The following is a 14,106-nucleotide window of genomic DNA, read 5'->3' as shown; positions in this document are numbered from 1 at the left end:
AATAATTATTGAATAATTAACCTGAATATCTTGAAAGTAAGAAAGAAAAATGGGAGAACGATGAGCTTCAGTTGGCTGCTAGTTCTTATGACCTTTTGTCTCGGTTACAATGCCGTTGCCCAGGAAAGCCGAATACCGCTGGCAGAAGCGATCCGCCGCATCCAAGACAGATTTGATGCCAACCTTAGCTACGAGCACAATTTGTTAAACAACAAATTCATATCCGCTGAAGCATTAAAAACCGACAAGTTGGAAGATGCGCTTCGAAACGTACTGTACCCCAATGAGCTCATCTTCCTGTATGTCGCTGAAAAATCGTACACCATCACACGACGCGCTGCCGCAACAAGGCCAAATAATTCGGCGCACCCTTTCTTGTCAACTGATCCCCAACAAAAGGGTAGTCGTTTTGTAACAGGTAGGGTAGTCGAGATAGATGGTACCCCTATCCCCCAGGTGACTGTTGGCATTGAGAATTGGCAAGCTCTTCCTCAGGGGATCCGTAGTAGAGCGATCACCAAGACCGATGCGGCAGGCGAATGGACTATCCTGATACCGGATGACGAATCCACTGTCGTGTTCAGTTCCATAGGATATACGCCTTTACGCATATCAGCGACAAACGATTCACTACAGCGCGTTATTCTTTGTTCTTCGTTGAGAGAATTGGAAGAAGTAACCGTAGTCAGCACCGGATATCAGACGATAGCCAGGGAGAAAAGTACAGGGGCTGTTGTCACTGTTACAGCTGCGGAACTGGAAAAACGTAATACGGTAAACATTCTTGATAATCTGGAGGGAGTTGTGCCAGGTCTGGTACGGTTTCGCGGTAATACCACCATCAGAGGTCTGGGAACTATCAACGCATCCAGGGATATTCTTGTGGTTGTAGATGGTTTGCCAATCGAAGGCACAATAGAGGATATTAATCCCTATGATATAGAAAGCATTAACGTCCTAAAGGATGCAGCAGCAGCATCCATTTACGGGGCGAGGGCATCGAACGGGGTTATCGTAGTAACAACAAAAAAAGCTAAGGAAGTTGACAGAACCACCATCCAGGTTTCCAGTAATACCACGATCAGCGACAAGCTAGATTATAGCTACTACAACTACATGACTCCAAATCAACAGATTGATTGGGAAACCGATTATTTCAAATGGGTTTACAATGATCCTGATGCGGATCCTAGTTTAGGCGAGGCTTTTCTGGCTTTCGGCGTTCCAATGTCGCCGATTCATTATGCTTATGAAATGAATTTCCAAAATCCCGGCGCGTATCCTCAATCGCAGATTGATCAGCTTGTTGCAGGCTTGCGGCAAAATGATTTCTACAGTCAGTATCGTAAACATGCGCTTAAAAACATGGTTATTCAACAGACCAATTTCGCGTTGAGGACGAACAATGGGAAGTCACAGTCCAACCTGGTAATTAATTATACAACAGATAACGGCGGGATCATCAATGCCTATAACAGGAAATTAAATATAAATTATAAGGGGAGTGTCGAAGTTGCCAAATGGTTTATAGCGGAGTATGGGGTAAATACAGTTATTGGCTCCGGAAGAAGTCATGCCAGTGAAATTGCTACTACCCCTTTCAATGTTCCGTCTTATTATAAGTTAGTTAATTCAGACGGTAGCAGAAACTACTACTTTCCAGAAATCAATGAATACAGCAGCATAACCGAAACCGGCGAAAGACCATCTCTGGTTTCACTCCGGTTTAATCATTTAGACGAGTTAGAGCGCGACTTTGATAAAACCAACAGCATGAATACCCGATATTACATTCGGTTAAATGCAAAGCTTTTGCCAGGTTTATCATTCACTCCCATGTTTCAGTTTGAAGATAACCGAGCTGATACATCAAATTATTCTGAAGCTGAAAGTTATACGATGCGTTACCTGAGTAACACATTTGTACAAGAGGTGGATCGAAATGGCGTTTTAATAGATACCAATTACTTGCCGGTGGGTGGAAAGCTAAGAAAATCATACTTAAGGACACCGTCTCTGACAGTGAGGGGTCAATTTAACTATAACAAACAATTCGGCGACCACGAATTCCTGACGCTTGCTGGAATGGAGATTCGGCAAACGAGATCTAATGGGAACAGTTTTGTATATGTCGGATACGATGATGCACTACAAACCCATTCTACCAACTCCATTAATCTGGAGCTGATGAATAGACTTCCTACAACGCTTTTCAGTGCATTGGCTTCCCCTTCAACCGAAAGTCTGGAATCCGAATACATCCGCGAGAATTGGAACCGCTTTGCTTCTTCGTATGCTAATATGACCTACACCTATAAAAACAGGTACAATTTATTTGGATCAATTCGTAAGGATTATGCGGATATTTTTGGAGGTGATCCTAAGTATCGCGGTAAGCCATTGTGGTCTGCAGGTATGTCGTGGATAGTTAACAGAGAGCGTTTTATGGAAACCTTACCGGCAATCAGTTATTTAAGGTTGAGAGCGTCCTATGGATTTACGGGTAATATCAGGGAAGGGTCTACTGCCAGGTTAGCTGCCACTTCTGGAAATAATTTACACACCCTGCTGCAAAACTCAACCATTGAAAATGCGCCGAACCCGACACTGCGCTGGGAAAAAACCGAAAGCATAAACGTTGGTGTCGATTTCAACATCTATGGGATTGCGGGTAATATTGATTTGTTTAGAAGGAAGGGGACAGACCTTTTTGCTGATCAACGAATGGATGCGTCAGAAGGATTTACAACGTTAACCATAAACGCAGCAAGTATGCTAAATAAAGGGGTAGAACTCAACCTGAACTATGATTGGTTCAAAAATCCAACTGCGAATGGTTTTAGCTGGACTTCCGCGCTTACCCTGGCACGAAATACCAATAAAGTGACTTATATCGATATGGCTTATACTTCTCCGTTCGAAATTACAGATGGTGGTTTCAGATTGGGTTATCCGGTAAGGTCAATTTTCTCTTTTAGGTATGCCGGGCTAAATGAAACAGGACAACCGCTGTTTTATGATGCCAATGGTGAGCCGACATTGAGGCGGTTTAGTCAGCCTTCCGACTTGAACGTTCCGGTTTACTCCGGAAGCTCAGAACCGATCACATCAGCCTCCCTTAACAATGAAGTACGATATAAGGGTTTTAGCTTGTCGGCTTTTATGGTGTATTACGGCGGTCACGTAGCGAGAGCGTTAACGAATACTAGAGCCGAAGAGTGGCCTCTGTATGGTTCTATGGAAAATTACCTTTTGGATTCCTGGACACCGACTAATACAGATACTAATGTTCCGGCAAGTGGCCAATATTTTAGATACAATGCTAACCAGAATCAATTGGTACATGCAGATATTAGGGTAAGACCTGCTGATTTTATACGCATCAGAAACGTAGTAGCAGGATATAATCTTCCTGAAAGCCTGGTGTCTAAATTTAAAGCAAGAAGTGCACAACTGAGGTTTCAGGTAAACAATCCGAGAATCCTGTGGGCAAAGCAGAAAGATGTTCACATTGATATTGAAACACTTGGTTTACCTACGCCTACCTCATATGTGTTTGGTATTAACTTAAATTTCTAAAACTCGACGACAATGAAAATAAAATATTTAACGGGAATTGTATTAGGACTAACCTTATTGGGTTGTGAAAAATACACTGACGTCAAACCAAAAGGATTTAATTTGCTGAATACCGCAACAGATCTTGATCGACATATGAATTTCAGTTCGGCGGAAACCTTCGATTTTGCCAGGCAAACATTACTGATAAATGATTCTTATCCATCCAATACCAATGTACCACAGGTGGTTACGGGCAACGTTAAGAACCTGGATTACGCCTTGCTAACATATGATGAAACCTTAAATCGCTCGGCGCTTACAGTGACGGATCCTACTTATGAAGGCATATATGGAAATATTGTGAAGGTTTGCAATATCGTGCTGAACCAGGCAGATGAAGCATCGGGCGACAAGGCATTGCTGAGTAAGATTAAGGCGGAATCGTACGTATTGCGAGCCTATATGCACTATTTATTGGTGAACGTATTTGCAAAGGCCTATGACAAAAGCATGGCTGCAACCGACGGGGGAATCCCTTACCCAACAGATTTGAATCTCGAAACGGTAAATGAGAAACTGAGCGTCGCTAGGGTGTATGAGAACATCATTAAAGATTTGGATGCAGCTTTTGCCTTAAATTCTTTATCTGCTGAAGGTAAGAATAACATGCGCGTAGGTAGATGTTTTGCGTTGGCTGTTAGGGCCAGGGTAATGATGTCAATGGGAAATTATAGTGAAGCGCTTAAGGCCTGTAACGAAGCTTTGGCGATCAACAGCTTTATTGATGACCACAATAAATTCTTGCCAAATAATTCCTTGAACAAACAATTTCAGAGTTCCAGGGAAAATTTATTCTATGCCTCACAATCGAGGGCATTCCCTGCTGGAATGAATGTATCCCGCGAAATATTAGGAGTTACCAGCGGCGTTCCGCAAGCAGGGCTTTATGAATCAGCCAACATTCTAAGATATAAGAACAGCATTTATGACTATTCCTCTGTAGGCTTGACCAGTAGAGTGAGCGGGACTGCATGGTTTTATCCGTTGGGTACCACCTATGATACCAATAGCGGAGGGATGACTACTTCAGATTTATACCTGATGAAGGCCGAGTGTTTGATCAGAGCCGGTGACATCTCTGGGGGTATGGATATAATTAACCTGATCAGAAAACATCGTAACGACCAATCTGATCCTGCCGCTACAGATCTTTCTGCAGCTACTGAAGGACAGGCCATCTTGCACCTGCAGAGGACAGCTCGTATTGAATATCTGTTCAGCTGGCAAAATTTTGTTGAGATTAAGAGATGGAATCGTGAGGGTAAGTACCCCATAACAATCACCAGAAGAATTGTAAGAGTTGCATCTGGAAATACTCCAGCTGTAGATGAGACGTTTACGCTGAACCCGAATTCACCGCTTTGGATATTTGCGTTCCCTACAAACTCTTCAGATTTTAACCCTACGTTGACACCAAATTATTAAACTGACCGCTCGAAATATCTAACCAGCACTGCTAGAGTGCTGGTTATTAAAAACCAAATATCAATATCATGTTAAAAAGTTTGTTATTTTTAGTGACCGCCGGCCAGCTTGTTTTAGCAAGTGCTCAGACGAGACCTTATACCATCAAAGGTACGATAGATGGCAAAAAAAATGGAAAAATCTATCTAAGTTATGCTACAGACCATAAGGGTACAAAGCATGTAGACAGTGGTTTGATAAATGACGGGAAGTTTGTCTTGAAAGGCGAGGTCGACGGTGTCGTCTATGCAACAATCAGCACTACCTTCTCCGCGGACGGGACCAGGGGAGATGATGTATTTACAGCGTTTATGGAGCCGGGAGTGATGCAGTTGAATCTTGTAGATGGAAAGTTAGCTGAAGGAACCTTAAAGGGTTCTGTCGTTCAAGACAATATCAACCAACTAGAAAAGCAGAAAGCTACGATACGCTCAAAAAGGTCGCCTTTATTGAATGAATTGCGCAAAGCTGATGGAGATTATAAGGCTGCGATAGCCGCCAACAAAGATGAAGCTACGCTAAACACCATAAAGAAACGGGCCGATTCTTTGAATATGGCCCAGGCAATGTTACAGTTGGATATTACCAATATCGACATAAACTATATACTACAAAATCCCAATACGGTTACTGCCGGTATATTATTAATGAATAATGCGCCCAGAATTCCTTATATGCAGAGCGCATCTATTTACGAGAAAATCCCAGCAAGTTTTAAAAACAGTAGTCTGGGAAGAATTCTTTCTTCGACTTTGGAAGACATTAAGAAGGGATCACCTGGTAGTATTGCAACCAACTTTACTTCAACAGAGTTGCGTGGTGAAAGATTGAGTCTAACCGATTTCAAAGGTAAATATGTATTGCTCGACTTTTGGGCAACCTGGTGCGTGCCATGCAGAAAAAGTAATCCGCATTTAAGAAAATTATATGCGCAGTACCAGCGTAAGGGATTCGAAATTATTGGCGTTTCTGATGATGATACTAATGTAGATAAATGGAAGCAGGCAATAGAGGTCGATAAAATCGGTATATGGAAACATATCCTTCGAGGACTGAAGGTTGATGGAGACAAAGTCGACATAAGCGAAGACGTGTCCGCAAATTATGCCGTATACACGCTGCCTACAAAAATCTTAATCGATCCGAATGGAATGATCGTAGGTCGCTTTGTTGGCATTAGGGGAGATCAGGAAATGGATCAAATGCTGGCACAAATTTTTAATAAACAATCGATTAATCCAGAATAAAATGAAAATTGGAAAGGAAATAAGAGCGCATTTGAAGATCATCTTGATGTTCGCCATATTGGGTTTCACAAATATAAGCGAAATGCGTGCGCAGATCAAAAAAACTGATTTAAATGTGCTCTATGTAGGAGGATCAGCAAATTATTCAGAGACGGGTCACAAACCGACTAAAGAAGCCTGGGATAAAGATGTTGAAAAAAGGATAAGATCCTTCGAAACACTGTTAAACCAGTATTTTAATAAAGTCACGGTTGTACATGCTAAAAATTACCAACCAGGTATGTCTACAAATTATGACGTGACGGTTATGGATGCTGTCCCTGGCTCAAAGCGTTACGAACCTGGTTATGATTTTTATAAGGACCGGATTTCTATTGCAGAGCGAGTGAAGGTGCTGGATGAAAAATTCTCGGCTCCAATGGTGTTCGTCGGAGAAACTGGTTACAAACTAGGTTATAACATAGGTCTCAAATTCGATTGGTATTGCTTGTGCCTGGCAGCCGATGCCTATAACATCAAAACTGAGCATGGTATTTTCTCGGGTCCTTACCCCGTTAAGATCACCATGACATCTAAACCACTGCCCTTGGAAGCATCGGTATTAAATTATAGAGAAGACAAGATCTTTCCCGCTAAAGTACCTATGTGGAAGGTGCAAACGCTATCTTATGAAGATATGACTTACGATATAAAACCGGGTCTGATCTGCCATGGAGCCGGATTTGAGGATTCACCAGACTCGGAATATATTTCAGGAGGAGTTTCGCTCAAAGAAGGTAATGCCGTGGCTTTGGGGCGTCATGGGAACTATTTCCATTGGGGTTTTGCCGCCTCACCCGATCATATGACAGAGGAGGCAAAAGTGGTATTCATAAATACGCTTGTCCATATGTCTAAAATGAAAGATGAGAAAGTGATAGCAAGGAAATTCAATGCCCGTATAAAAACTACCTACGAGTTTCAGACCGAAAAATATGCAGCCTCCAATAAAGCTCACCAACTAATGAATGTCTACTATACAGGGTTGGCGGAAAGACACAAACGGCAAATTGAGCAGATCAAAACCAAGCAGTCTAAAGGCATACCAATTAGTGAGGAGGAACTTGGTATTGTAAATAGACAAGTAGAAACGCCAACGCCAGAAACGCTTGAAGAATATTTGAAGTCCGGAAACCCGTTATATTCCAAATTTGGTACTGACCTCAAGGCCTATCAAAAATACTATGACGAGAACATGGATTATTTCTATGGAGATGGCAAAATAGATGAAGATTTGAAAAGTCTTAAGTTAAAAAAGTCAGATCCTGAGGTGCTGAATACAGCTATTAAACTTTGGGAAACCGGTAAAGATATAGAGAAAGGAAAGCGCCTGCTCAGCAGGTATGCTTTAGTAGATTTTGATACGCCAGAAGCATGGAGAAAATGGTATGAAGCAAACAAGAGCAAGTTGTTCTTTACGGAAAGCGGGGGTTATTATTTCCTTGTTAATTCATTAGACTTTAGTAAAGAGAATAACTATTTAAAAAAGAAGGTTTTGGCATACGGTAAGATAACTACAGGCGAAACTTCTGACCAGGAGCCGGTAAGCGTTGCCGCAGGGATTGTTGACCTTGATAATGGAAATAAAGAAGTTGTCATCAAATTTAAAATACATCCGGGGTATCACATTTATAATTCGGTGGCAGGAGCTGACCCGTTCATTAAGACAGAAGTCAGCATTGTGCCGCCATCAGGATATGCGAGTATGACCCCTCTGGGTGTTCCTATTGCCAAGTTGTATGGCGCTAGCGGGACAACGATATTTAAAGAATCGGCGATTTTTACTCAGGAATTTGCAGGGAGAGGGGAGGGTGAACTGATTTGTCGCATCAGTTATCAGTGCTGTAATGATAATATTTGTTATCCGCCAGTGGAACAAGAAATTAAAATTAAATTATAGGCTGCTTAGCTGAGGATTTTAAATAAATAGAAATTACGGTTATGATGAAAAAAATGGTAGGAATCGCAGCAATGCTGCTATGGGTAGGATCAGCCTGCTTTGGGCAACAAGTTAGGCTAAAAGGTAATATTAAAGGTTTGGGTAACGAAGAGTTTGCCATTAATTATATGAATGGTCAAACCATGATATCTGATACGGTTAAGGCTCAGAACGGAAAATTTACATGGGTTGCCAATCTGCCTGGACCTCAAAAAGTGTATTTTCAATTTGAAAAAAGGGTGGTGCCGTTGCATGCTGAAAGTGGTGAGATTACTATGGAAGGCAATGCGGATTCTTTACAAAGGGTGAAGATTACAGGCTCCAAAGTGCAAGATGACGCCGATGCGTATGCTGAAATACTGCAACCGCTGGAAAAACTTGAGTCGGCCATGGTACCCAGGTTTCGGACAACAGATAAAGAGGCCCGGTTGAAGGTTGAAAAGGAATTTCAAGACGTGAGGCGCCAAAAATTTGAGGCTGCTGTTAAGTATGCGAAAGAACATCCAGACGGCCCTTACACTTTGATTCTAGCTACTGACCATTCGGCTATGGGTGCCTATGAAGATGTTAAACGTATTTATGATAGTTTAAGCGACAGGCTTAAGTCTAGTGCCAACGGCAGGGCGTTGACTGAGCGGATGGCCGTATTAAAGCGAAGTGCAATAGGCGCTCCCATCCTAAATTTCACACAGAATGATATGAATGGAAAGCCGGTAAGTTTTTCTGCCTTTGCAGGTAAATATGTATTTGTAGACTTTTGGGCTAGTTGGTGTGGGCCTTGCCGTTCTGAAAACCCTAACGTATTGAAAGCTTATAATAAATACAAAGATCAAAACTTTACGGTTGTGGGCGTATCACTCGATGATAATGGTGAAAACTGGAAAAAGGCGATTCGGGAAGACGGAATGCCCTGGGCACAATTATCCGATTTAAAAGGATGGGAAAACGAAGTTTCAACATACTATGGAATTAGCGCCATACCAAGCACGTTGCTGGTTGACCCTCAAGGAAAGATCATTGCAAGAAACCTGAGAGGACAATTACTGAATGAAAAGCTAGCAGAGCTTTTCGGTAAATAACGGGGTTATGAGAAGCATATTATTGTTATTGTTCGTCCTTTTCTCGGCGGGTGTTCATGCCCAGATGGATCTAAAGAAAGCAGCTGATTCTGCCAGTTACGCCATAGGTGTCAAGATTGCTAACGCCTACGTTAAACAGGGTATGAAGTCCATCAACGGTTTGATTGTGTCACGGGCAATTGACGACGTTTTGATTCATACCAAGTCAAAGTTTACCGAAGAGCAAGCAGATTTGGCTATAGTGAAAATAACTAATCCGCAAATAGCTAAAACTATCCAGGCCGGACGAAAGTTTTTAGCGGATAATAAATTGAAGCCAGGCGTACAGACTACTACGTCTGGTCTTCAATATAAAGTTGTCACAAAAGGTGGTGGCATAAAGCCGACCCTGACGGACACTGTAACGGCACATTATACGGGGCGTTTAACCGATGGAACTGAATTTGATAGTTCGTACAAGCGGGATGAACCTATTACCTTTGATCTATTAAAAGTTATAAGAGGATGGACGGAAGGTCTGCAGTTAATGACTGAAGGGTCGAAATACAAATTTTATGTACCTTATACACTTGCCTACGGTATAATGGATCGGCCTAGGATTCCAGCTGGATCAGTTTTAATTTTTGACGTTGAATTAATAAAGGTTGTTAAAAAACTGAATTAGAAATTATGATGATTAAAAAGATTATAATACTCGCAAGTTTAATACTCCTGTGCGGTATTGTTTCCGCGGTGGCGCAGCCTACAAAAGTTGTAATACGGGCTAAAGCCCGCGATGCCAAATTCGTAGGCGCTACATTGGGTGTACATGTCGTTGTCAAAAACGCATTAACGGGAGAGGTGCTCGCTAAGGGCTTGGCGACGGGAGGATCCGGCAATACCAAACAAATTATGTATGAGCCGGCCGTCAGGGGTAAAGCGCTGGCCGATAGTACAACCTCAAAATTTGAGGCCGTTGTGGATATTTCCGAACCGACGTTCGTAGACATCGAGGTCGTAGCGCCCGCTAACCGCCGAAACGGGACAAAGAAGGTGACCACGCAGACATGGCTGATCCCTGGTAAGCATATTTTAGGAGACGGGATAATCGTGGAAATACCGGGATTCATTGTGGATGTCCTCTCACCGACCACCCAGCAGTATATCACACTGGCAAGCATAACGAATGGTAGGTTATCCTTGAAAGCCAGTGTGACCATGGCTTGCGGTTGTGTCATTTCAAAGGACGGCACATGGAACTCAGAGGATTATAATGTGGCGGCCATTATAAAACGAAATGGGGACCGCATAACGGAGGTGCCGTTGAAAATTACGGACACGAATAATATCTTTGAAGTAATGCTACCCATCGCTGGCAAGGGAGATTATGAAGTACAGGTATATGCTTATGACCCAAAGGAAGGAAACGTAGGGCTTGATAGAATAAATTTTACGGTTTATTAGTACAGTAAAAAAAGAGCACTGCTTTATAGCGTCTATCCTCGCCAGGGTGGCGAGCCTGTACATGATGGCTCTTGCCTACCTGCGTTTTAACCTGCGAATCGCCATGTTGCTGGATGATTACATTCGGTAAATGGTTGCTGTTTAAGTTTGATTCCGTTTAATTTTCTGCTTTTTTTTGATATTACCAAATAATTTATGGTATTTTGATGGTTCTATTGCATCTTCTTCCAATAATTGACAGTTTTGTTGTGTTTATTTCCAGCGAACTCCGGCGATGGTAATCCCGCTAGCCGGACTAAAAAATTATGATGATGATTAATACTCAAATGTTATTTTATAGTTTAAGAAGCTTAGCGGCAACCTTGCTTTTTTCAATTTTTATGCTTTCCGCCCTCGGCGTAAGATCTGAGGTACATATCAGAATTACCCGGGATTCCCTGCGTCTCTCCGATGAACTACCCATGGACAAGGGCGTGCTCCGCGGTACGCTGCCCAACGGATTCCAGTATTATATCCTCCGCAACACGGAGCCGAAAGACCGGGTGGTGATGTACCTGGCCACCAAGGTAGGATCCATATTGGAAACCGAGGATGAACTCGGTCTGGCCCATTTCTTGGAGCATATGCAGTTCAACGGCACGAAGCATTTCCCGAAGAATGAGCTGGTCGATTACCTGCAGAAGGCTGGTGTGCGCTTTGGCGGCGACCTGAATGCCTATACCTCGTTTGACGAGACCGTATACCAGTTGCCCATCCCATCGGACAATCCCGAATTGCTGGGCAATGGCCTTCAGGTGATGCGCGACTGGGCGCAGGATGCGTTGCTCGACGGCGAGGAAATCGACAAGGAGCGCGGCGTGGTACTCCACGAGATGCTGGGTGGCCGTGGCGCACAGCAGCGCATGCGCGACCAGTATTTCCCGATGATCCTAAACCAATCTCGCTATGCACAGCGGCTGCCCATCGGTACCAAGGAGATCATCGAGGGTTTCAGCTATGAAACAGTGCGCAACTTCCACCGCAAATGGTACCGGCCGAACCTGCAGGCGCTGATCATCGTAGGCGATATCGATGTGGCGGATATGGAGCGACGGGTGAAAGCGCCTTTTTCGGACCTGAAAAATCCGGAGGATGCGCCGGCACGCGATGCATACCGCATACCGCTCTCGGGCAAGAACCAGTTCATGGCGGTAACCGATCCCGAGATGCCGCAAACAGTCGTGCAGATCATCACCAAACATACCGAAGCAGAAGTGAAGACGATTGGCGACTACCGCGCGCAGCTTACCAAATCGCTCTTCAACCAACTGGCAGGCGCACGTTTCGCGGAGCTGATGCGCCAGTCCGATCCGCCGTTCATCAACGGCGGGGGGAGTATCGGCGGATTCCTGCGCGGGCTGGATGCGTTCACCATGAGCTTTACCGCCAAACCGGGCGAGATGGAGCGGGGGTTCAAAGCGCTGTTGACCGAATTTGAGCGCATCAAGCGATACGGATTTACCGATACCGAGCTGGAGCGGGCCAGGAATAACTTCTTTACAAGTTTCGAATCGGCGTATGCTGAGCGCGACAAACGTAAATCGGAAAGTTACGTGGGCAGCTACCTCAACCATTTTCTGGAAGGGGAGAATGTACTGAGCAATGAAGACCGGTACCGCTTGGGCAAACAGCTGATCGGCACCATCGCATTGGAAGAAGTGAATCAAATGGGCAGGCAGTACTTTGTGGATAACAACCGTGATGTGCTCATCATGGCACCTGATCGCGAAAAAGCGGACCTGCCCGGTGAGGATACCGTGAACAATTGGCTGGCAGCCATCAAATCCGCCGATATCGCACCTTATGAGGATGATGTACAGGATGTACCATTGCTGGAAAAGGAACCGGAGGCAGGCACGGTAGCCGGCCGGAAGGAGATTCCGGAATTGGGCGTAACGGAGCTGACGTTGGGCAACGGTGTGCGGGTGATACTTAAACCCACCGACTTCAAGAACGATGAAATCAGCATCTCGGCATTCAGCCCGGGGGGCACCTCACTATATGGCGACGAAGATTACCGGTCTGCAGCTTATGCCGCGACCGTGGTGGGAAGCAGCGGTTTGGGTCCGTATAACGCCACGCAGCTTACCAAATACCTGAGCGGGAAGAAGGTTTCCGTGAGTCCATTTATCGCGGAGCGCACAGAAGGTTTCAATGCGTCGAGCGGCAAGAAAGATCTCAAGACCGCCTTCGAGCTCATCCATGGCTATTTTACCGTGCCCCGGTTGGATATAGAGGTGTTCCGGGGGTATATGCAGCGGGTGAAAGCTTCATTGACAAACCGACTGGACGACCCGAATGAAGTGTTCGGGGATTCTGTCAATGCAGTGCTTTACAACAACAATATCCGCCGCACCAGCATGACCGTGGAGCAGGTGGATTGGGTGGATCCGCAACGTGCATACGATATTTTCAGGGAACGCTTTGCCGATGCGTCTGACTTCACCGTAACCATCGTGGGCAGCTTTACCGAAGCGGAAATCATGCCGCTGGTGTTGCAGTATATCGGTGGGTTGCCTGCGCTTCACCGGAAGGAGCAGGCCCGCGATCTGGGGCTATACCCACCTGCGAAAGGTCTGGAGCGCACGGTCTATAAAGGGAAGGAACAGAAGTCCAGCGTAGGATTGTATTACTTCGGCGACTACGATTATTCCGAAGACGAGAATATGCAGCTTGATGCCTTGGAAAGCATCCTCAATATCAAGTTGATTGAACGGATCCGCGAGGCGGAAAGCGGGGTGTACGGTGTTTCGGCCAGGGCCTCCAATGCCAAATATCCCCGCCAGCGGTATTCATTCAGCATCGCTTATGGCACCAGTCCCGAGCGAGCGGAGCCGCTGCTGGCTTCCGTGTTTGACGAGGTCAATAAAATCAAGCGGAATGGCCCCGAACAGGTGGATATCGATAAGTTTGTGATCGAGCAGAGGCGCGTGCTGGAAGTGCAGCTGCGGGAAAACGGTTTCTGGATGAGCCATCTGTCCGGATCTTACCAGAACAACGAAGACCCGGCATACATCCTGCGCTACCTCGACGAACTGAACCAAGTGACCGTTGAGAGCGTGAAAGCCGTGGCCAATAAATACCTTCAGGAAGACCGCCTGTTCAAATTTGTGCTGATGCCCGAGGCGCAGTAGCGAAAAAGTCTTTATCATGTGTTTGTAAGCAGCCCCTTGTTCATCCGATGGACGGGGGCTGTTTTTTTATCATCCGTTGAATCCTATTAGAGCAGGAGGCA

The 14,106-nt window shown here is 44.7% G+C and carries 8 protein-coding genes; all 8 read left to right on the top strand.

Annotated features, from left to right (window positions below; all coding sequences use genetic code 11):
- Nucleotides 1-30: 30 nt before the first annotated feature.
- The 8 genes from NF543_RS01555 to NF543_RS01520 all read left to right on the top strand — a co-directional run bounded on the left by NF543_RS01555 (nucleotide 31) and on the right by NF543_RS01520 (nucleotide 14,005).
- Complete coding sequence (locus NF543_RS01555; RefSeq protein ID WP_257666324.1) at nucleotides 31-3,579, top strand: SusC/RagA family TonB-linked outer membrane protein; 3,549 nt, start codon at nucleotides 31-33, stop codon at nucleotides 3,577-3,579.
- Between the two features lie 12 nt (nucleotides 3,580-3,591).
- Nucleotides 3,592-5,046 (top strand): RagB/SusD family nutrient uptake outer membrane protein, encoded by a 1,455-nt coding sequence (locus NF543_RS01550; RefSeq protein ID WP_257666323.1) that lies wholly within the window; start codon nucleotides 3,592-3,594, stop codon nucleotides 5,044-5,046.
- 68 nt (nucleotides 5,047-5,114) lie between these two features.
- Nucleotides 5,115-6,332, top strand: coding sequence for a TlpA disulfide reductase family protein (locus tag NF543_RS01545; protein WP_257666322.1), 1,218 nt, complete (start codon nucleotides 5,115-5,117; stop codon nucleotides 6,330-6,332).
- A 1-nt stretch (nucleotide 6,333) separates the two neighbouring features.
- A complete protein-coding gene (locus tag NF543_RS01540; protein WP_257666321.1) occupies nucleotides 6,334-8,271 on the top strand; it encodes a protein-disulfide reductase DsbD domain-containing protein in 1,938 nt (645 codons plus the stop codon).
- 41 nt (nucleotides 8,272-8,312) lie between these two features.
- Nucleotides 8,313-9,389, top strand: a complete 1,077-nt coding sequence (locus tag NF543_RS01535; RefSeq protein WP_257666320.1) for a TlpA disulfide reductase family protein — start codon at nucleotides 8,313-8,315, stop codon at nucleotides 9,387-9,389.
- Between the two features lie 7 nt (nucleotides 9,390-9,396).
- A complete protein-coding gene (bamJ, locus tag NF543_RS01530) occupies nucleotides 9,397-10,053 on the top strand; it encodes a BamJ family beta-barrel-assembly machinery protein (protein WP_257666319.1) in 657 nt (218 codons plus the stop codon).
- 5 nt (nucleotides 10,054-10,058) lie between these two features.
- Nucleotides 10,059-10,832 (top strand): hypothetical protein, encoded by a 774-nt coding sequence (locus NF543_RS01525; protein WP_257666318.1) that lies wholly within the window; start codon nucleotides 10,059-10,061, stop codon nucleotides 10,830-10,832.
- Between the two features lie 311 nt (nucleotides 10,833-11,143).
- Complete coding sequence (locus NF543_RS01520) at nucleotides 11,144-14,005, top strand: M16 family metallopeptidase (protein ID WP_257666317.1); 2,862 nt, start codon at nucleotides 11,144-11,146, stop codon at nucleotides 14,003-14,005.
- Nucleotides 14,006-14,106 lie beyond the last annotated feature (101 nt).

This window comes from Parapedobacter tibetensis, assembly GCF_024704835.1.
Lineage (GTDB): Bacteria > Bacteroidota > Bacteroidia > Sphingobacteriales > Sphingobacteriaceae > Parapedobacter > Parapedobacter tibetensis.
The sequence above is the reverse complement of the archived record's forward strand: the minus strand, read 5'-3'. Positions and strand labels throughout refer to the sequence as shown.

Coding starts and splice junctions, on each gene's coding strand:
- NF543_RS01520 (WP_257666317.1), top strand. CDS start 11,144: ATGATTAATACTCAAATGTTATTTTATAGTTTAAGAAGCTTAGCGGCA.
- NF543_RS01540 (WP_257666321.1), top strand. CDS start 6,334: ATGAAAATTGGAAAGGAAATAAGAGCGCATTTGAAGATCATCTTGATG.
- NF543_RS01535 (WP_257666320.1), top strand. CDS start 8,313: ATGATGAAAAAAATGGTAGGAATCGCAGCAATGCTGCTATGGGTAGGA.
- bamJ (WP_257666319.1), top strand. CDS start 9,397: ATGAGAAGCATATTATTGTTATTGTTCGTCCTTTTCTCGGCGGGTGTT.
- NF543_RS01545 (WP_257666322.1), top strand. CDS start 5,115: ATGTTAAAAAGTTTGTTATTTTTAGTGACCGCCGGCCAGCTTGTTTTA.
- NF543_RS01525 (WP_257666318.1), top strand. CDS start 10,059: ATGATGATTAAAAAGATTATAATACTCGCAAGTTTAATACTCCTGTGC.
- NF543_RS01550 (WP_257666323.1), top strand. CDS start 3,592: ATGAAAATAAAATATTTAACGGGAATTGTATTAGGACTAACCTTATTG.